The organism is Variovorax sp. SPNA7, from assembly GCF_033807855.1.
GTDB classification, from domain to species: domain Bacteria; phylum Pseudomonadota; class Gammaproteobacteria; order Burkholderiales; family Burkholderiaceae_C; genus Variovorax; species Variovorax beijingensis.
Genome location: NZ_CP138513.1, coordinates 3,426,089 through 3,444,272, shown reverse-complemented (window position 1 = coordinate 3,444,272; position 18,184 = coordinate 3,426,089). Strand labels below are relative to the sequence as shown.

The window sequence follows — 18,184 nt, the reverse complement described above, 5'->3', positions numbered from 1 at the left end:
GCTCGCAGACATGACGAACGGGGAGCCGACGGACACGGGCAAGATCGATCCACGCAGCGCCGCGCTGGCTGCCGAAGACGGCGAAGCGCCGCTGCCGGCATCGCCGCCGCGCTCGCGGCTGGCCTGGTGCATCACGGGTTCGGGTCATTTCCTTGAGGAATCTCTCGCCATTGCGGCGCGGCTGCCCTCGGTCGACCTGTTCCTCTCGGCCGCCGCTGAAGAGGTGCTGCCGATCTACAAGCTGCAGATCGAGGCGCTCAGGCCGCGCTTCCGTGTCTTCCGCGACAAGACCGCCAGCGGCGTGCCGGTCGGCATGCTCTATGACGACGTCTATCACACGGTGGTGGTGGCGCCGGCCACCAGCAACACCGTGGCCAAGTGCGCATTCGGCATCAGCGACTCGCTGCCGACCAACATGTTTGCGCAGGCTGGAAAGCTCGGCATTCCTGGCATCGTGTTTGCATGCGATACGGAACCGGTGGTGGTGACCAAGTCGCCGCATGACTGGGTCACGCTGCGTCCGCGGCGCATCGAACTGGACAACGTGGAGCGGCTGCGCGGCATCGACTTTTGCCAGGTGGTCTGTTCACCGGCCCAATTGGAGACCGCGCTCGACACGCGCCTGAAGGAACTTTCTCTCGCATGGAACACATCGTCTTCCTGACCGGGCGCCTCGCCCAAGCCAGCCTCACGCGGGTGCTGGCCGGGATCGAGGCGGCACCGTTCACATGGGAAGTGCGCGAGATCGGTCTGCAGGTGGCGGCGCTGATGACGGCCGACATGATCCGCCGTCGCGTTGCGGCCCCCGTGTTCAGCGAGGGCGAAGGCGAGGGCGCCGCGCCGCGCCGCGCCGACCGCATCATGGTGCCGGGCCGCTGCCGCGGCGACGTCGAGGCGCTGAGCCTTCACTTCGGCGTTCCGGTGGAGCGCGGCCCGCAGGAGCTGAAGGACCTGCCGCGCCACTTCAACCGCAGCGCGCGCGCGGTCGACCTGGACGACTACGAGGTCGCGATCTTTGCCGAGATCGTCGACGCGCCGCGGCTCTCGGTGGCGCAGATCATCGAGCGCGCGCAGCAGCTCGCGGCCGATGGCGCCAACGTGATCGACCTGGGCTGCCTGCCCGAGACGCGCTTCGACCATCTGTCCGAGAGCGTGCAGGCGCTGAAGGCCGCGGGCTTCCAGGTCAGCGTCGATTCGAGCGACACGCAGGAACTGCTGCTCGGCGGCAAGGCCGGCGCCGACTACCTGCTGAGCCTCACGCTCGACACCCTGTGGATCGCCGACGAGGTCGCGGCCACGCCCGTGCTGATACCGCGCGTTCCGGCCGATGAAGAATCGCTGTACGAAGCCGTGGCGCAGATGCAGCGCCGCGGCCGCGCCTTTCTGGCCGATTCGATCCTCGACCCGATACCCTTCGGCCTGACCGCCTCCATCGTGCGCTACCACCGGTTGCGCGAGCGCTTTCCCGATGCGCCGATCATGCTGGGTGTAGGCAACCTCACCGAGCTCACCGAGGCCGACACCAGCGGCATCAACGCGGTGCTGTTCGGCATTGCCGCCGAGCTCAACGTGGCGGCGGTGCTGACCACGCAGGTGAGCCAGCATGCGCGCCGCGCGGTGAGCGAGGCCGACTGGGCGCGCCGCATCATGCATGCCGCGGCGCGCAACGCCACGCTGCCCAAGGGCATGAGCGATGCGCTGATGACGGTGCACGCCAAGCATCCGTTCCCCGACACGCCCGAAGAAATCGGCGAGATCGCCTCGCAGGTGCGCGACCCCAACTTCCGCGTGCAGATCTCGCCGCTGGGCCTGCACGTCTACAACCGCGACGGCATGCGGCTCGCGCAGGGCGCCTTCGAACTCTGGCCGCAGCTGCAATTGCAAGACGACGCCGACCATGCGTTCTACATGGGCGTGGAACTGGCGCGCGCCGAGATCGCATGGCAGCTCGGCAAGCGCTACGTGCAGGACCAGCCGCTCGACTGGGGCTGCGCCGCACCGCGGGCCACCGAGGACCTCGCGCGCTGGTGCGCCCCGGGAACCACCATGAAGACATCGAAGAAGAACAGCGCGGCAGAGACCGATGCCACGAGCACCACCATCACCACCGCGCCATCACCCTCATGAACGACCAGATCTTCGAAGCCGTGGTGACCACCGTGGCCCCCGGCGGCAAGCCGCACGTGGCGCCGATGGGCATCCGCTACCAGGAGGGCGGCATCCTGCTGATGCCGTTCAAGCCCTCGACCACGCACGACAACATCGTGGCCACCGGCCATGCGGTGCTCAACATCGTCTGCGACACGCGTGTGTTCGCAGGCTGCGTCACGGGCCGCAAGCTGTGGCCCACGCTGCCGGCCGAGCGCATCGAAGGCGTGCGGCTCGCTTCTGCACTGCGCCACGTCGAGCTCGAACTGGCCGAGCAGCGCGACGACGTGCAGCGGCCGGTGCTGCGCATGGTGGCTGTGCACGAGGCCACGCATGCGCCGTTTGCCGGCTTCAACCGCGCGCAGGCCGCGGTGATCGAAGGCGCCGTGCTGGTGAGCCGGCTGCACATGCTTCCTCCCGAGAAAGTGGAAACCGAAATGACCTACCTGCAGATCGCGATCGACAAGACCGCCGGCCCCGAGGAACGCGAAGCCTGGGAGTGGCTGCGCGCCGCGGTCGCGCAACACCGCGCCGCCGCCCGGGAGCGCACATCATGACGATGCACATGCTGGTGAGCGTACGCAGCGTGGACGAAGCCCTGCTCGCGGCCAGCGGCGGCGCCGACTTCATCGACCTGAAGGAACCCAACGAAGGCGCACTGGGCGGCTTGCCGGTGGCAACCATCGGCGCCATCGTGGGCGCGCTGCGCGGGCACGGCATCGGCCTGCCCGTGAGCGCGACGATCGGCGACCTCCCGATGCATGCGCTGGATGCCATCGTGGCGCAGGTGGACGCGGTGGGTGCCTGCGGCGTCGACTACGTGAAGGTCGGCATCGAGCGCGGGCCAGAAGCCTTTGCGGTGCTCGATGCGCTCGCGGCCTGCCACTGGCCGGTGGTGCCGGTCTTCATCGGCGACCGCGGGCTCGATGCCGCGCTGACCGCGCATGCCTGCACGCTCGGCTTTCCCGGGCTCATGGTCGACACCGCCGACAAGCAGGCCGGCAGCCTGTTCGATGCCGTGCCGATGGCCGATCTGCGCGCCTTCCTGGTCCAGGTGCGCGCCGCGGGGCAAATGGCCGGCGTGGCGGGCGCGCTGCGCACGGCACATGTTCCGCTGCTGCAGTCGCTGGCGCCGGACTTCGCGGGGTTTCGCAGCGCCGTCTGCGTGGGCGACCGCAAGGCGGCGCTCAGCCCGGAGCGGCTTGCGGCACTGGCCGCGATGCTGCATGGCGAGGCGGTGGAGCCTGTAGCGGCCTGAATTTTTTTGTGAGCGGGCGCAAGGCCCGCTCAGCGCGGGGCGAAGGTCGCCTCGCCCAGCAGCAGCGCACGCATGGTCGCGAGCTGGTTCTTGTGGAGCAGGGTGATCGGAAACGCCGCATCGCCGGAGCGTTCGGCAAACTGCTGGTCGACCACGCCGGCGTCGCCAAGCTCATTGAGCGTCATCTGCGGATCGATGGTGCACGACTTCACCAGCACCAGCTGCTCGGCATTGAGATGCTTGGCGAGGTCGAGCGCGATGGTGTCGGACGTGGCGTCCCAGCTGGTGCGGCCGTCCGGCTTGTCGCGCCGCAGTTCGAGCGGCAGCCACAGCGCGGTTTTTCCGCGCCGCAGCAGGTCGGGGATTTCGGTCTTGCGCGCGGCCAGTTGCAGCGCCGGATTCAGCGCATGCAGCTGGTAGGCCGTCTGCGCCATGGCCAGCACTGCCATGTTGTGCGCGGCCAGGTCGTTGAACTGCCAGTGCGCCTGCACGCGCCGCACTTCGTCTGCGAAGGTCCCGCCGCCGCAGACCACCGTGACGCGGCCACCGCCGATCTGCGTCAGCAGATCGAGCCACTGCGGCAGCACCGGGTCGGCGCAGAGGCTGCCGCCAATCTTGACCACCCACATCAGTCGTGCTCCCTTTCGAACAGCGCGGCCACCGCCACGCTCGGTGCGCACACCTGCGCCCAGCCAGCGGTGCCCGCGGACGCATGGCGGGCGACGTTTGCCACCTCGCTGCCATAGGCAGCAAAGCGGCGCGGCACTGACGCCGTGCCTTCGCCTGCAGTCGCAACGGCGGCCAGGCCGAGCACCAGGAAGGCGCCGCAGCCTGCGCTCACCACCACGGCATCGCGCGAGAGCGCATGCGCCGCCAGCACGCGGCGCAACTGCGCACCGATAGCCTCGACCTGCGCCGCGCGCCAGGCGCGTGCGAGCTCCAGCCATTCTTCGGCGGACGCATCGCGCTCGTCCAGCCCCACCATGCGCGCAAGGCGCTGGCGCGTGGCCGGCAGGCTCTTGGCTGCGTTGTCGGCGCTGGGGTGCAGGTCGTGCGCCGGCTCGAGCTCGCCGCACAGGCGATAGACGTCGGCCGTGGTCGCGAAGAACTCGTTCATCACATGCCTTGCCTGGCCGCGCCATTCGATGCGCTGCGTCAACGCGCACACTGGCGTGCGCACCACGCCGTGGTAGGCGAGCTCGCCACTCACCAGGCGCTCGGCGTCGGTGCGGTTGGTGGTCAGCACGCGCTGGTTGCCGAAGGCGATCAGGTCGGTGGTGGTGCTGCCGATGTCGACCAGCACGCCTTCGGGGAACACGAGCGCGGCATGCCGCGCGGTCGCGAGCCAGTTGGCCGAGGCGATGTGCTCCCAGTGCCGCGCGACATCCGCCGCGGTGCACCAGCCCGCATCGCCGGCAAAGAAATGCAGCGCGCCCGGCCGCGTGGGCAGCGTGGCCGCCAGTGCGGCGGCAATGCCGCGCACGCCGGCTTCGCGGTCGGGAAACAGGTCGACCATTTCGCCCGTCATGGTGACGGCATGCTGTGCGGACGCAAGCACGGGCCAGCGCGTGCTTGCGGCCTGCAGCGCACGCGCCAGATGGTCGAGGCCCTGCCAGAGCGGACAGCCCCACTGCGCCACGTCGACCACCTCGCCGCCTTGCAGCAGGCAGGCCTTCACATGGGCGCCGCCGATGTCCCAGCCGATGGTGGTGCGTTCAGGCGACGGCACGCGCAAGTTCCCGTTCCTGGGTGCCGCCGCCGTGCAGGCGGTCCGCCAGCAGCTCCGCCGCGAGGTTGCGGCCCAGCGCCGCCGAGAGCCCGACATAGGCGCAGGTCACACGCGGATTGACCTCGATCAGCACCGGCCCGTGCTGCGGATGCCAGACCAGGTCGATGCCCGCGAAGCCGCGCAGCCCGGGGATGGCATGCGCCACCTGCATGGCCAGTGCGGCCAGGGCATGCCGGCGCGGGTCGCCGCGGCCCACCGCATCGACGTTCACGCCATCGAAAGACAGCCTGCCGTGCGCATCGATCGAAATGCATTGGCGGTTGATGCTCAGCATTTCGGCATTCTGCTCCGTGCACAGCAGCGAGAGGCTCAGGGCTTCGCCCTCGATCCAGGGCTCGAGCGTCAAGGTGGCGCCGGCCTGCGCGCGCAGGGCCTGGTCGTCGAGCGCATCGGCGTGGCGGGCGTGCACGTGGGTGGCCACGCCGCCGGCGCCGTCGTCGGGCTTGACCACCCAGCGTGCGATATCGGGCGCATCGGCAAAGGCCAGCGGCGTCTGCACGCCGTGCGCGGCCAGGTGTGCGAGCGTGGCCTTCTTGCCGGCCGTGAGCTCGATGGCCTCGGCGCTGCAGCCGAGCCAGCGTGCATCGCCCACCGTGCGCTGGAAGCGCGCGAGCAGGCCGTCCGTCTCGGGTGCCACGAGCCACACCAGGTCGTGCAGCGCGCTCTGCCGCGCGACGAAGTCGAAGGCCGATTCGTTGGCGCGCGCCCGCAGTGGCACGGCGCCTGCAGGCAGGGTGTTCCCCGGTTCGCAGACCGCCGCGGAAACCGAACAATCGGCGGCGCGCACCAGGTCCGCCACCATGGCATCGCGCATCGACAGGCCCAGCGGCAGCAGCTCGTCGGCTGCGGCGTCGTCGCCATAGTCGCTCCAGCCGCCGCCACTGAGATACTCGTAAACAAAAACGCGTTTGGTCATTTCATCATCCACTTTCCGGGCTCTTCCCCATCTTTTCCATGACTTCCGAACTGAACCTGATCCCTGTCGTCGACCTGCTGAAGGGCCAGGTGGTGCGGGCCGTGCGCGGCGACCGCAAGGCCTACCGGCCGATCGTGTCGGCGCTGTGCGCCAGCAGCGATCCGGTGACGGTGGCGCGCATCCTGTGCGAGCACTGCGCGGCGCGCCAGCTGTACGTGGCCGATCTCGATGCCTTGCAGGGCGGGGCGGTGCAGGCCGGCGTGCTGGCCGATCTGCTGCAGGCACTGCCGGGCATCGAGCTGTGGCTGGATGCCGGCCTTGCGGACGCATCGGCCGGCCAGGCGCTGCGCGAACAGCTGGCGCCGCATGCCTCGCGCATCGTGCTGGTGTTCGGCAGCGAATCGCTGCGTTCGCGCGAGGCGCTGGAGCGCTGTTTCGAGGCCACGGCCGGTGACGGCGCCGGCGACCCCGGGGCGGCGCTGTCGCTGGACCGGCGCGACGGTCGGCGGCTCGATGCCGCCGGCTGCTGGGATGCGGTGGAGCTGTGGCCGAAGCGGCTGATCGTGATGACGCTGGAGCGCGTCGGCTCCGGCGCCGGCCCCGACCTGGAAACGCTGCAGGAGGTCAGGCGCCTGGCGCCGGGCGCGATGGTGATCGGTGCCGGCGGCATCCGCAGCGAGGACGACCTGGCGCGCGCGAGCGCCGCCGGCGCCGATGCCTGGCTGGTGGCCAGCGCACTGCACGACCTGCAATTGCCACGCGTACGCCGCTGATCTGCCGAAGCCGGTGCGACGAGGGTGGGTGAGGCGTGCCATCCGCCCGCTGTACACACGAACCGTGCCATCCACCGGCGGGCCGGCTTGCACTGCCGCCGGCCCCTGCCGGCACGCATTGACCGCCAAAAGCGCAACACTCTGTCTCACTTCGTGTGTGTCAACAGGGCCCGGTCCCAAGGCGCGGCGGCCCTGCGGGTGAATGGCACATGGCTTGCGTGGTGGCCTGCCCATGAATCAACCCGACACTGCCGCGCCGCCCGGCAATGCCCCCTGGACCTGCCCTTTTTGCCCCCTGCTGTGCGACACCTTCGGCGTGGAAGTGGGCACGCCGCTCAAGCTCGTGGGCAGCGACTGCCCACGCGCGCGCAAGGCGCTCGCCAATTTCGATGCCTCGGCCGGCTTGGCACAGCCTCAAGTCGACGGCCAGGACTGCGACCTGGACACGGCGATCGGCAAGGCCGCCTCGCTGCTCGCGGCCAGCCGCCAGCCCCTGTTCGGCGGCCTCGGCACCGATGTCGCGGGCGCCAGGGCGCTCTATGCGCTGGCCTGCGAAACCGGCGCCATCTGCGACCCGGCCCAGGGTCAGGCGCTGATGCATGGCCTGCGCGCGCTGCAGGACCGCGGCGGCTTCAGCACCACGCTGGCGGAAGCAAAAACGCGCGCCGACCTGGTCGTCTGCATGACCGAGGAGCCGGCGGCGCACTACCCGGAGTTCTTCCGCCGCATCGGCGTGGGGGAGCGGGAGGGCGTGGCCGTGGAAACGCTGCCGCTGCACGGCGACCTGTTCGACACCGTGGCGCTGCTCGCGGCGCTGGTCGCGGGCCGTGTTTCCAAGGACGATGCCCGCGTGCCGGCCGACCTGGCGGCGCTTTCGGCGCGGCTGCAGGCGGCGCGCTATGCGGTGCTGGTGTATGAATCGGGCCGGCTGCCGGCGCAGGGCGCGCTGATCGTCGAGGCGATCCAGCGCATCGTCGCCACGCTCAACCGCAGCACGCGCGCGGCCTCGCTGCCGCTGGGCGGCGGCGACGGCGCCTCCACCGTGAACCAGGTGTTCGCCTGGCTCTCGGGCCTGCCGCTGCGTTCGCGCGCCGGGCCGCTGGGCCTGGAGCATGAGCCGCTGTGCTTCGATGCCGGGCGCCTGCTGGCCGATGGCGCGGCCGACACGCTGCTGTGGGTGTCGAGCTACGGCCCCGAGCCTGCGCCGCCAGCCGCAGGCATGCCGCGCATCGTGCTCGGGCATCCGGGGATGCGCCCGAGCCAGGACGCGCACGGGCTGGTGTTCATTCCCGTGTCCACACCCGGCATCGGCTCCGCGGGCCATCTGTTCCGCACCGACGGCTCGGTGCTGCTGCCGCTGCGGCCCGTGTACGAAGACGGGCTGCCGGGCGTGGCCGAGGTGGTCCGGCGCCTGACGCAGGCGGTGCAGGCGCTGAAGAAGGGGCGCGTGCAATGACGGCGACACTGCGCCTGCGCGGCGGCCGCGTCATCGATCCCGCGAACGGCCGCGACGAGGTGCGCGACCTGTACGTGCGCGATGGCCGCATGGTCGAGCTCGCACCGAACGAAGCCGCCACCGAGGAGATCGACATCGGCGGCTGCATCGTGATGGCCGGCGGCATCGACATGCACACCCACATCGGCGGCGGCAAGGTCAACCTCGCGCGCATGCTGCTGCCCGAAGACCATCGCGCCAACGCGAACCCCATTGCGCTGCCCGACAACGTGCTCGAGCTGGCCTCGTGCGGCACCTGCACGCCGGGCACGCTGGCCACCGGCTACCGCTATGTCGAGATGGGCTACACGGCGGCCTTCGAGCCGGCCATGATGGCCTGCAATGCGCGGCACGCGCACATGGAGATGGGCGACACGCCGATCCTCGACCACGGCGCCTACGTGATGCTCGGGAACGACGAGCTCTTCCTGCGCATGCTGGCCGAGGGCTGGGACTTCGAGCGCATCCGCGACTATGCGGGCTGGACCATCAACGCCAGCAAGGCGATGGGCGTGAAGGTGGTGAACCCGGGCGGCATCTCGGCCTTCAAGTTCAACCAGCGCAAGCTCGACGTCGACGAGAACCACGTGCACTGGCAGGTCACGCCGCGGCAGGTGGTGCACACGCTGGCACGCGCGCTGCGCGAGCTTGGCGTGCCGCATCCGCTGCACATCCACGGCAGCAACCTGGGCGTGGCCGGCAACATCCAGTCCACGCTCGACACCATCGCCGCGCTCGACGGCCTGCCCGGGCACCTGACGCACATCCAGTTCCACGCCTATGGCACCGAGGGGCCGAAGAAGTTCTCCTCGGCCGCACTGCAGCTCGCGGAGGTGGTGAACGCGAACAAGAACGTCAGCATCGACGTGGGCCAGATCATGTTCGGCCAGACGGTCACGGCCTCGGGCGACACCATGCGCCAGCATGCGCAGTCGGGCCTGGCCGATCCGCGCAAGTGGATCGGCGCCGACATCGAATGCGAGGCCGGCTGCGGCGTGGTGCCGTTCCGCTACCGCGAGCAGAGCTACGTGAATGCGCTGCAGTGGGTCATCGGGCTGGAGATCTTCTTGCTGGTCGACGATCCATGGCGCGTGGTGCTGACCACCGACCATCCCAACGGCGGCCCGTTCACGAGCTATCCGCACCTGATCCGCCTCTTGATGGACCGCAGCTTCCGCGAGGAGCAGCTCGCCAAGCTGCATCCCGAAGTGGCGGCGCAGGCTGCGCTGCGCTCCATCACGCGCGAGCTCTCGCTCTACGAGATCGCGATCATGACCCGCGCCGGCCCCGCGCGGCTGCTGGGCCTGCGCGACCGCGGCCACCTGGGCGCGGGCGCCGCGGCCGACATCGCGGTGTACCGCGAGAACGCCGACCGCGAGGCCATGTTCGCGACGCCCGCATACGTGTTCAAGGACGGCGTGCTGGTCTCGCGCGCGGGCCGCGTCACGGCGGCGCCGGTGGGCGGCACGCACTTCGTCGCACCCGACTACGACCGCGGCATCGAGAAGCGGCTGCGCCGGCATCTTGCGGCGCAGGGTTCGGTCAATTTCGACCACATCGCCATCGGCCACGACGAGCTGTGCCAGTGCTGCAACGGCGGGCGCCTGCTGCCGGCCGAGTGCTTCAAGGAGTCGTCGTCGTGAAGGCCCTGGAGCGCAACGGCGTCGTCATCGACGAAACCTTTGCCGAGGCCTTCCCGATGAAGGCCACGCGCATTCTCATCACGGCGCACAACATGGCGTGGGCGCGCCACGCGGCGGTGTCGGCCACCGGCTTCGCGACCTCGGTGATCGCCTGCGGCTGCGAGGCCGGCATTGAGCGCGAGATATTGCCGGACGAATCGCCCGACGGCCGGCCCGGCGTGAGCGTGCTGATCTTCTCGATGTCGGGCAAGGAGCTCGGCAAGCAACTCGAGCGCCGCGTCGGCCAGTGCGTGCTGACCTGTCCGACCACCGCGGTGTTCGCGGGCCTGCCGCGCGGCGCACCCGGCAGCGACGTGGCGGCGCTCGGCAAGAACCTGCGCTTCTTCGGCGACGGCTGGCAAATTTCGAAGGTGATCGACGGCGTGCGCTACTGGCGCGTGCCCGTGATGGATGGCGAATTCGTCGCGCAGGAAGACACGCCTGTGGTGAAGGCCGTGGGCGGCGGCAACCTGCTGCTGCTGGCGCGCGACACCGATGCCGCGCTGGCCGCCGCCGAAGCCGCGGTGGCGGCGATGAAGCGGCTGCCCAACGTGGTGATGCCGTTTCCGGGCGGCGTGGTGCGCTCGGGCTCGAAGGTCGGCAGCCGCTATGCGAACCTCAACGCCTCGACCAACGATGCCTTCTGCCCGAGCCTCGTCGGGCTGGTGGCGCACAGCGAACTGGCGGGCGGAACTTCCGCACAGGAGATCGGCTGCGTGATGGAAATCGTGATCGACGGCCTGACCGAGGCCGACGTGGGCGCCGCCATGCGCGTGGGCATGGAAGCGGCCATTGCCATCGGGCCGGCGGGCGGCCTGCTGCGCATCTCGGCCGGCAACTATGGCGGCAAGCTGGGGCCGTTCCATTTCCACCTGCACAAGCTGCTGGGCGCGGCGGGAGACGCGGCATGAGCGGTTGGCACTTCAGGCTGCGGCAGGTACCTGCGCTGCGTGTCGATCTGCGTGGCATCACGCCGGCGGCACTCGCCGAGCTTTCGCCTGCACAGGTCGGGCAGCTGCGCGTGGGCCATGGCAATGCGATGCTGGCGCTGGCCGAGCTGTTCGATGTTGCGCCGGGCACGGAAGAGGGCGTGCTTCGCTTCGAAGGCGATCTCGGGCGCTTCGACCGCATCGGCTGGCAGATGGACAGCGGGCGCATCCGCGTCGAGGGCGATGCGGGCCACTATGCGGGCGGCTGCATGCGCGGCGGCGCGCTGCAGATCGATGGCAGCGCCGGCCTGCTGGCCGCCTGCGAAATGGCCGGCGGCCGCATCGACGTGAAGGGCGACGTCGGCGACTTCGCGGCCAGCACCTTGCCCGGCAGCATGGACGGCATGCGCGGCGGCACCCTCGTGGTCCATGGCCATGCGGGCGAGCGCTTCGGCGACCGCATGCGCCGCGGGTCCGCGATTGTCCATGGCGATGCGGGCGCGTTCCTGGGCTCGCGCATGGTGGCGGGCACGATCGCCGTGGGCGGAAAGGCCGGCGCGCATGCGGGCTACGGCATGCGCCGCGGCAGCATCGTCCTTGCAGCGCCGGGCGCGGCGCTGCCGGCGGGCATCGAGGCGGCATTGACCTTTGTGCCGAACCGCACCGCAACGCCGGTGTTCTGGGCCTTGCTGGCGCGGGATCTGACGCGCCACGGCGGAGCTTTCAGCGACTTGCCTGCACGCCGCATCGAACGCCACCTGGGTGATCTTTCAGCGGACGGCAAAGGCGAACTCATCGTGTGTCTATGACTCGCCCCCAAGCTTCGCGCACTTCGTGTCGCTTCGCCAACCCCCTACCGGGGGCAACACCAGCGGCCCGGCAAAGCCGGTTCCGCGGTGTTCCTGGAATGGTTCTCGACTTCTTTTAACCTCGATTGTTTATGACGCATCCCTATCTTTTCCATGCCGGCGAAGCCACCGTCCTTGCCAAGGAAGGCCAGTTCACCGACGCCATGCCCGAGATCCTGATCGGCGCGACCGACGGCCCCGTGGGCCAGGCCTTCGCCAACATGATGGCGCAGAGCAAGGGCCACACCGCGATGTTCGCGATCCGCGCCTGCAATCAGCTCGTGCGGCCCGCGACCATCATGGTGCCCAAGGTCACGCTGAAGGACGTGGCCAACATCGACCTGTTCGGCGGCGTGGTGCAAAGCGCAACCGCCGATGCGGTGGTCGACTGCCTGATCGATGGCATCATTCCCCGGGAACATGCCAACACGCTGTGCATCATCAGCCTGGTGTGGATCGATCCGCGCTGCGCCAAGGACCAGAATCTCGACAAGAAAGACATGTACCGCACCAACTACGAAGCCACCAAGCTCGCGATCCGGCGCGCGCTGAACAACGAGCCGTCGGTGGACGAGCTGATCGCCAACCGCCACCGCATCAAGCACGACATGGACGACTGGAGCTGACCTTGCCTTCGTTCGCGCTCCTCGACGACTGCGGCTCGACGCCCGCGCGGCCCACCAGCCGGCTGCACACCGGGTTCGTGCGCGAGCACCGCTGCGCCGACCCGGCCGATCTCGATGCCGCCTGGGCGCGCGTCGATGCCGACCTGCGGCAGGGCCTGCACGCGGTGCTGCTGGCCGACTACGAATGGGGCGCCAGGCTGCAGCGTGCAGGGCATGCACGGCTTGCGGCCGACGATGCCTCGGCGCTGCGCGTGCTCATGTTCCGCGAATGCGCCATGCTCTCGTCGGACGAGGTTGCCAGCTGGCTGGAGCAACTCGAGGCGAGCGAGGCCAACGCGCCGCAGCCCGTCGGCGTGATGGACCTGCAGCCCAGCATCGACGAGCCGGCCTTCACCGAGGCCATCGGGCGCATCCACGACGCCATCGCCGCGGGCGAAACCTACCAGGTCAACTTCACCTACCGGCTGCACGGCCAGGGCTATGGTTCGCCCGTGGCGCTGTACCGGCGCCTGCGCGAACGGCAGCCCGTGGCCTACGGCGCGCTGATCGCCTTGCCCGAAGCCAATTCGAAGACGGGGGAGGGCGACGCCACCCACGTGCTCTCGTGCTCGCCCGAACTCTTCCTGCGCCACGACGCTGGCGTGCTCACGGCGCGCCCGATGAAAGGCACCGCGGCCCGCGCCGATGCGCCCGAGGGCGACAGCGAGATGGCGCGCCGGCTCTCGGTCGACGCCAAGAACCGCGCCGAGAACGTGATGATCGTCGACCTGCTGCGCAACGACATCGGCCGCGTGGCGCAGATCGGCTCCGTCAAGGTGCCGACGCTGTTCGCCATCGAGCCCTACGCCACGGTGTTCCAGATGACCTCGACCGTGCAGGCACGGTTGCGCGCAGGCGTCGGCGTGCCCGAACTGCTGCGCGCGGTGTTTCCCTGCGGCTCCATCACGGGCGCGCCCAAGCACCGCACCATGGAATGGATCGGCGAACTCGAAAGCACCCCGCGCGGCCTCTACTGCGGCGCGATCGGCTGGGTCGATGCGCCCGCGGAGGATGCGGCCATCGGCGACTTCTGCCTGTCGGTGGCCATCCGCACCCTCACGCTGGGCGCGCAGCAGAAGGGCCTGCGGCCGCTGCGGCTGGGCATTGGCGCCGGCATCGTGCAGGACAGCATGGCGGCCGACGAGTTCGAGGAATGCCTGCTCAAGGCGCGCTTTCTCACCGCGCTCGATCCCGGCTTCGAGCTCTTCGAGACCATGCTGGCCACGCCCGGCGAAGGCATCCGCTACCTGGACCGCCACCTCGCGCGGCTGGCGCGCAGCGCGCGTGCGCTGGGCTTCCGGCTCGACCGCGATGCCGCGATGCAGGCGCTGCGGGAAGCCTTGCCCGCGCTCGCGCCGGGCCAGCCCTCGCGCCTGCGGCTGGCGCTGGCGCACGGCGGGCGCATCGGCATCACGCATTCGCCGCTGCCGCCCTTGCCCCCGGGCGCAGTGAAGCTGCTGATTGCCGACCAGCGGCTGCCCAATGCGAACCCGCTGGCCGCCCACAAGACCACCGTGCGCCAGCACTACGACGCCGGCGTGCGCGCGGCCGAATGCGCCGGCGCCTTCGACAGCCTGTTCTTCACCGAAGACGGCCGGCTCGTCGAAGGCGGGCGCAGCACCGTGTTCGTGCGCATCGACGGGCGCTGGTGGACACCGCCCGTTGCCGACGGCGCGCTGCCCGGCGTGATGCGCGGTGTGCTGATCGAAGACTCGATCTGGGAGGCCACCGAACGCAGCCTGTACCGGCAAGACCTGGAGGCCGCGCAGAAGCTCGTGGTGTGCAATGCGCTGCGCGGCGTGCTGCCGGCGCAGCTGGTTCGGCAAGCGCAGCCGCACGAGGCGGCGGCCGCTTGAGAAGCCGGGCCCGCGCTTCGCTCGACCGGGATTGCCGATGAAGCTGGCGCTGTTCGACCTGGACCACACGCTGATTCCGTTTGACAGCGGCATGGCCTGGACGCGCTTCCTGGTGGCGCGCGGCATGCTGCCGGCCGATGCCGAGACGGTCTACCTGGGCTACTGCCAGCAGTACGTGGACGGCACGCTCGACATCCGCGAGCTGCATCGCGTCAGCGTCGCGCCGCTCGCGAGCTTCGGCATGGCCGCGCTGCGCCAATGGGCGGCGGAGTTCGAAGCCGAGATCGCGCCGCAGGTGCCCGAGCCGATGCGCGCGCTGGTGCGGCGGCACCAGGACGCGGGCCATGTCTGCGCCATCGTGACCGCCACCACCCGCTTCATCGCCGAGCCCTTCGGCCGCGTGTTCGGCGTGGCCGACGTGCTGGCGACGCGCTCCCTGGTGATCGACGACACGCTCGACGGCGGCATCGACGGCGACCCGTGCTTCGGCGTGCACAAGCTGGCGCACGTGAACCAGTGGCTGGCGCTGCGCGGCACGCGGCTCGAGGCGCTCGAGCAGTCGTGGTTCTATTCCGATTCGGCCAGCGACCTGCCGCTCCTGTGCGCCGTGTCCGATCCGGTGGCGGTGGCGCCCGACGATCGCCTGCGCGCCCGGGCCGTCGGGGCTGGCTGGCCGATCATCGAACGAACGCAGCGTAGCGGCTAGACCTGGATCAGCCCCCAGCGCAGCGCCACCCAGGTGAGCTCCGCCTGGTTGGTGGCGCCCAGCTTCTGCTTGACGCGGTACAGGTGCGAGCCCACGGTGCTGAGCGAGAGGTTCAGCGTGCTGGCAATCTGCGCTACCGTCATGCCGCGCGCGAGCTGGATGAAGACCGAGAACTCGCGCTCGCTGAGCAGGTCGGCCGGGTTGGCTTCGCCCTCGATCTGCGCCGTGGCCAGCGCCTGCGCGGTGTTGGCGTCGATGTAGCGGTCGCCGCGCGCCACGGCCTTCACCGCGGCAATCAGCGCATCGGGCGCACTGCGCTTGGCCAGGTAGCCGAGGGCGCCGGCGCGCAGCACGCGGCGCGGATGGATCGTGTCCTCGTGCGCCGACAGCGCCAGCACGCGCGCCTTGGGGTCGTGGGCCAGCAGGCGGCGCAGCGCTTCCAGGCCGCCCATGCCGGGCATCGACAGGTCCATCACCACCACATCGGGCCGCACCTGCGGATAGTCCTGGCAGGCCTGCTCGCCGGTGTCGGCCTCGGCCGCCACTTCGATCTGCGCATCGGCCAGCAGCATGCGAAAGCCCATGCGCACCAGCGCATGGTCGTCCACCAGCATCACTCGAATCGGCTGAATCGCCTGGGTCATGTGTTCTCCGCGGCGGCTGCCGGCAAGGGCAGGCGCACCGTCAATTGGGCACCGCTGGGCGCGGCGGGTTCGAGGCGCAGGTCGCCGCCCAGGCTGTCGATGCGCTCGGCCAGCCAACGCAGGCCATAGTGCCCTGTGCTGGTTTCCCTGGCGGCATCAGGGCCGGGCAGGCCGCGCCCGTCGTCGGTCAGCGTGAGCTTCACCGTCTGTTCGTCGCCCTGCAGGGCCAGCGCGATATGGCGCGCCTCGCCGTGCCGCAGCGCGTTGGTGATGCCTTCCTGTGCGGCGCGGTAGAGCACCAGCGCGGTGTCGGTGTCGAGCCGCAGGCGGTCGAGCTCGATCTCCAGATGCCATTCGACCTGCACGCCGCCATGGCTGTTGCGGGTTCGCTCGACCAGGTCCTCGAGTGCGGCCACCAGCCCGAACTTGTCGAGCACCAGCGGCGTCAGGCGCGGGATCATGCCGTGCATGGCCGTGTAGAGCCGCCCCGACTCCTCGGCGATCAGCCGCGCCGCCTGTTCGGACTGCGGATCGAGCGCCTGCACGCGCTGCGCGATCGACAGGGCCATGCTGCGCATCGCGGTGACCGACTGGCCCAGTTCGTCGTGCAGCTCGCGCGCGATCAGGCGGCGCTCCTGCTCGATCTTCTGGTCGACCCAGCGGCCCAGCTCGCGGCTTTCGGACAGGCGGCTTTCGGCCCGCACGGCTCGGCGTTCGGTCTCGATGTGCTGCTGCAGCATGCCGACCATGCGGTTGAAGGCGGCGCCGATGGCCGCCGCCTCGGTGCCGGGCAGGTCGCGCAGGGAAACGTCGAAGCGCCCGCTCTCGAGCTGGTTCAGCGCATGCACGATGTCCGCGAACGGGCGCGTCGCGCGGCCCACGAGCCAGAACACGCCGGCATTGACGACCGTCAGCAGCCCCAGCGCGCTGAGCGTCAGCAGAACGAAGTCGTCCCACGCGTCGAGCACGGCGCGCGACGCGTTGGAACGCACCATCAGCTGGCCGCCCGGAAAGGCGATGGACAGCTGCGAGGGCGGCGGCGAGACAAGGCCGGCGAACCAGTCCGGCGCATCGCGGCCGGCCTTGTAGACCGAGGTCGGCGAGCTGTACAGCACGCGATCCTCGCTGTCGAGCAGCGTGATGTCGTTGGAGCGCACGCGCCCGACGCCCTGCAGGAACGACAGCATGGCCGGCGTGCCCTGGGCCGCATAGAGCCAGGCGGTTCGGTTCAGCAGCTGCGCGGCCACGCGATTGGCCGCCACGACTTCCTCGTGCACCGATTCGCGCATGGCGCGCATCTGCAGCGCGAGCATGGCCGCGACGAACAGCAGCGTCAGCAGGCTGACGATCAGGTTGATCTTCAGGCGCAGCGTCATGGTGCGGGCGCGTGGCCGAAATGGCCGTGCCGCGCGTAGCCGTCGAGCGCGGCGACCATCGCAGAGGCCATGGCCGGGTGCGCCGGATCGTGGCCTGCGCCGTCGACCCATTGCAACTGGCTGTGCGCAATGCGGTCGTGCACGGCCTGTGCGCCACGCGGCGCGCAGATGCGGTCGTCGCGGGAATGCAGCAGCAGGGTGGGCACGCGGGACAGCGCGGCCAGGCGGTCCAGCAGCGGGGGTGAATCGAGCCAGCAGCGGTGCTGCAGGTAGTGGCTTTGCACGCGGTAGCGGTCGACCAGTGCATCGAGCTTTTCGCGGTCGGGTTCGTCGGTCGGCGGCTCGCCGGTTGGTGCACCCGCGCCGCGCGCCAGCGTCTGCTCCCAGCGCCACCAGGCGAGCGCGAGCTGCCGGGGTAGCGTGGCATCGTTATCGGCCGATGCCTGCTGCAGGCCGCGAGCCAGGAAGCCAAGCATGTCGTGGCGCTCGCCGGCCGGTGCCACGGCCGCGAAGCGCGCCCATGCAGCGGGTGCGCGGCCGGCGCTGTCCTGGAAGAAGGCGCCGATCTCTTCGGCACTCGGCAAGAACACCGCGCGCAGCAACAGCGCCGCCACCGCTCGCGGCTCGAACGCCGCATGGGCCAGCGCCAGCGTGGCGCCCCAGGAGCCGCCGACCACCAGCCAGCGCGGCACGCCGAGTTGTTCGCGCACGCGCTGCAGGTCTTCGAGCAGGTCGGCCGTGCGGTTGTGCGCCGTCGCACCGCGCGGGCGGCTTCGGCCGGCGCCGCGCTGGTCGATGCTGATCACGCGGTATCGCGCCGGATCGAAGAAGCGCCGCAGCAGCGGCGAACTGCCCGAGCCGGGCCCGCCGTGCAGGACCACGGCGCAGATGCCTTCCGGATTGCCACCTTCTTCTACATGCAGCACGTGGCCATGCGGCACCTCCAATGCTTGGGTGCGCCAGGGAGGAGAGTCGGGGTACAGGCCGGAGGGAAGCACGAGGCGATGGTACGCGGTGGCCCTGCAGCCGCTATTCATGAAAATCATGAAGTGCGAATCATGATTTCATGGCTGGGTCTGGCCGGTGCATGGGTTCAAGA

General features: G+C 70.1%; 18 protein-coding genes. 12 read left to right on the top strand and 6 right to left on the bottom strand.

From position 1 onward, the window contains the following. The first annotated feature begins 10 nt into the window (after nt 1-10). From RZE77_RS16185 to RZE77_RS16170, 4 genes are read left to right on the top strand one after another with little or no spacing between them, the layout of a single operon-like run. Nucleotides 11-664 (top strand): flavoprotein, encoded by a 654-nt coding sequence (locus RZE77_RS16185; protein WP_319438329.1) that lies wholly within the window; start codon nt 11-13, stop codon nt 662-664. Continuing rightward, nucleotides 643-2,127 (top strand): DUF6513 domain-containing protein, encoded by a 1,485-nt coding sequence (locus tag RZE77_RS16180; protein ID WP_319438328.1) that lies wholly within the window; start codon nt 643-645, stop codon nt 2,125-2,127. Before RZE77_RS16185 ends, RZE77_RS16180 begins: the two co-directional genes overlap by 22 nt. Beyond that, a complete protein-coding gene (locus RZE77_RS16175; protein ID WP_319438327.1) occupies nt 2,124-2,705 on the top strand; it encodes a DUF447 domain-containing protein in 582 nt (193 codons plus the stop codon). Before RZE77_RS16180 ends, RZE77_RS16175 begins: the two co-directional genes overlap by 4 nt. Then, nucleotides 2,702-3,406, top strand: coding sequence for a (5-formylfuran-3-yl)methyl phosphate synthase (locus tag RZE77_RS16170; protein WP_319438326.1), 705 nt, complete (start codon nt 2,702-2,704; stop codon nt 3,404-3,406). Before RZE77_RS16175 ends, RZE77_RS16170 begins: the two co-directional genes overlap by 4 nt. A gap of 29 nt (nt 3,407-3,435) precedes the next feature. Here the strand turns inward: RZE77_RS16170 and RZE77_RS16165 are convergent, their stop codons facing one another. Genes RZE77_RS16165 through RZE77_RS16155 form a run of 3 tightly spaced genes read right to left on the bottom strand, consistent with a single transcriptional unit; the run spans nt 3,436 to nt 6,111 of the window. Continuing rightward, on the bottom strand, nt 3,436-4,035 hold the full coding sequence (locus RZE77_RS16165) for an amino acid kinase family protein (protein ID WP_124958051.1): 600 nt from the start codon (nt 4,033-4,035) through the stop codon (nt 3,436-3,438). Next, a complete protein-coding gene (locus RZE77_RS16160) occupies nt 4,035-5,135 on the bottom strand; it encodes a hydantoinase/oxoprolinase family protein (RefSeq protein WP_319438325.1) in 1,101 nt (366 codons plus the stop codon). The genes RZE77_RS16165 and RZE77_RS16160 overlap by 1 nt, the downstream gene beginning before the upstream one ends. After that, nucleotides 5,122-6,111 carry an ATP-grasp domain-containing protein gene (locus tag RZE77_RS16155; RefSeq protein ID WP_319438324.1) on the bottom strand — a complete coding sequence of 330 codons (990 nt, stop codon included), beginning with the start codon at nt 6,109-6,111 and terminating at the stop codon, nt 5,122-5,124. The genes RZE77_RS16160 and RZE77_RS16155 overlap by 14 nt, the downstream gene beginning before the upstream one ends. 38 nt (nt 6,112-6,149) lie before the next feature. Here RZE77_RS16155 and RZE77_RS16150 point away from each other — a divergent pair, with 38 nt between their 5' ends. The 8 genes from RZE77_RS16150 to RZE77_RS16115 all read left to right on the top strand — a co-directional run bounded on the left by RZE77_RS16150 (nt 6,150) and on the right by RZE77_RS16115 (nt 15,065). Continuing rightward, complete coding sequence (locus RZE77_RS16150; protein WP_319438323.1) at nt 6,150-6,884, top strand: HisA/HisF-related TIM barrel protein; 735 nt, start codon at nt 6,150-6,152, stop codon at nt 6,882-6,884. Between the two features lie 232 nt (nt 6,885-7,116). Beyond that, on the top strand, nt 7,117-8,340 hold the full coding sequence (locus RZE77_RS16145; protein ID WP_319438322.1) for a molybdopterin-binding domain-containing protein: 1,224 nt from the start codon (nt 7,117-7,119) through the stop codon (nt 8,338-8,340). After that, nucleotides 8,337-10,022, top strand: coding sequence for a formylmethanofuran dehydrogenase subunit A (locus RZE77_RS16140; protein WP_319438321.1), 1,686 nt, complete (start codon nt 8,337-8,339; stop codon nt 10,020-10,022). The genes RZE77_RS16145 and RZE77_RS16140 overlap by 4 nt, the downstream gene beginning before the upstream one ends. After that, nucleotides 10,019-10,972 carry a formylmethanofuran--tetrahydromethanopterin N-formyltransferase gene (fhcD, locus tag RZE77_RS16135; RefSeq protein WP_319438320.1) on the top strand — a complete coding sequence of 318 codons (954 nt, stop codon included), beginning with the start codon at nt 10,019-10,021 and terminating at the stop codon, nt 10,970-10,972. Before RZE77_RS16140 ends, fhcD begins: the two co-directional genes overlap by 4 nt. Continuing rightward, nucleotides 10,969-11,799: a formylmethanofuran dehydrogenase subunit C gene (locus RZE77_RS16130; RefSeq protein WP_319438319.1), complete on the top strand. Its 831-nt coding sequence runs from the start codon at nt 10,969-10,971 to the stop codon at nt 11,797-11,799. The genes fhcD and RZE77_RS16130 overlap by 4 nt, the downstream gene beginning before the upstream one ends. A 131-nt stretch (nt 11,800-11,930) precedes the next feature. Continuing rightward, nucleotides 11,931-12,464, top strand: coding sequence for a formaldehyde-activating enzyme (gene fae, locus RZE77_RS16125; RefSeq protein ID WP_319438318.1), 534 nt, complete (start codon nt 11,931-11,933; stop codon nt 12,462-12,464). A 2-nt stretch (nt 12,465-12,466) separates the two neighbouring features. After that, nucleotides 12,467-14,359, top strand: a complete 1,893-nt coding sequence (pabB, locus tag RZE77_RS16120; RefSeq protein ID WP_319438317.1) for an aminodeoxychorismate synthase component I — start codon at nt 12,467-12,469, stop codon at nt 14,357-14,359. A gap of 37 nt (nt 14,360-14,396) precedes the next feature. Further along, entirely contained in the window at nt 14,397-15,065 is a 669-nt protein-coding gene (locus RZE77_RS16115) for an HAD family hydrolase (RefSeq protein WP_319438316.1), read from the top strand. Here RZE77_RS16115 and RZE77_RS16110 read toward each other — a convergent pair. From RZE77_RS16110 to RZE77_RS16100, 3 genes are read right to left on the bottom strand one after another with little or no spacing between them, the layout of a single operon-like run. Then, nucleotides 15,062-15,709, bottom strand: coding sequence for a response regulator (locus RZE77_RS16110; RefSeq protein WP_021007691.1), 648 nt, complete (start codon nt 15,707-15,709; stop codon nt 15,062-15,064). The two genes, RZE77_RS16115 and RZE77_RS16110, sit on opposite strands and share 4 nt — an antisense overlap. Continuing rightward, nucleotides 15,706-17,085, bottom strand: a complete 1,380-nt coding sequence (locus tag RZE77_RS16105; protein WP_319438315.1) for an ATP-binding protein — start codon at nt 17,083-17,085, stop codon at nt 15,706-15,708. The genes RZE77_RS16110 and RZE77_RS16105 overlap by 4 nt, the downstream gene beginning before the upstream one ends. Continuing rightward, entirely contained in the window at nt 17,082-18,131 is a 1,050-nt protein-coding gene (locus RZE77_RS16100; protein ID WP_319438314.1) for an alpha/beta fold hydrolase, read from the bottom strand. The genes RZE77_RS16105 and RZE77_RS16100 overlap by 4 nt, the downstream gene beginning before the upstream one ends. Nucleotides 18,132-18,184: the final 53 nt, after the last annotated feature.

Coding starts and splice junctions, on each gene's coding strand:
- RZE77_RS16145 (WP_319438322.1), top strand. CDS start 7,117: ATGAATCAACCCGACACTGCCGCGCCGCCCGGCAATGCCCCCTGGACC.
- RZE77_RS16180 (WP_319438328.1), top strand. CDS start 643: ATGGAACACATCGTCTTCCTGACCGGGCGCCTCGCCCAAGCCAGCCTC.
- RZE77_RS16105 (WP_319438315.1), bottom strand. CDS start 17,085: ATGACGCTGCGCCTGAAGATCAACCTGATCGTCAGCCTGCTGACGCTG.
- RZE77_RS16155 (WP_319438324.1), bottom strand. CDS start 6,111: ATGACCAAACGCGTTTTTGTTTACGAGTATCTCAGTGGCGGCGGCTGG.
- RZE77_RS16165 (WP_124958051.1), bottom strand. CDS start 4,035: ATGTGGGTGGTCAAGATTGGCGGCAGCCTCTGCGCCGACCCGGTGCTG.
- RZE77_RS16175 (WP_319438327.1), top strand. CDS start 2,124: ATGAACGACCAGATCTTCGAAGCCGTGGTGACCACCGTGGCCCCCGGC.
- RZE77_RS16170 (WP_319438326.1), top strand. CDS start 2,702: ATGACGATGCACATGCTGGTGAGCGTACGCAGCGTGGACGAAGCCCTG.
- RZE77_RS16185 (WP_319438329.1), top strand. CDS start 11: ATGACGAACGGGGAGCCGACGGACACGGGCAAGATCGATCCACGCAGC.
- RZE77_RS16130 (WP_319438319.1), top strand. CDS start 10,969: ATGAGCGGTTGGCACTTCAGGCTGCGGCAGGTACCTGCGCTGCGTGTC.
- RZE77_RS16115 (WP_319438316.1), top strand. CDS start 14,397: ATGAAGCTGGCGCTGTTCGACCTGGACCACACGCTGATTCCGTTTGAC.
- fae (WP_319438318.1), top strand. CDS start 11,931: ATGACGCATCCCTATCTTTTCCATGCCGGCGAAGCCACCGTCCTTGCC.
- RZE77_RS16150 (WP_319438323.1), top strand. CDS start 6,150: ATGACTTCCGAACTGAACCTGATCCCTGTCGTCGACCTGCTGAAGGGC.
- RZE77_RS16100 (WP_319438314.1), bottom strand. CDS start 18,131: ATGATTTTCATGAATAGCGGCTGCAGGGCCACCGCGTACCATCGCCTC.
- RZE77_RS16110 (WP_021007691.1), bottom strand. CDS start 15,709: ATGACCCAGGCGATTCAGCCGATTCGAGTGATGCTGGTGGACGACCAT.
- RZE77_RS16140 (WP_319438321.1), top strand. CDS start 8,337: ATGACGGCGACACTGCGCCTGCGCGGCGGCCGCGTCATCGATCCCGCG.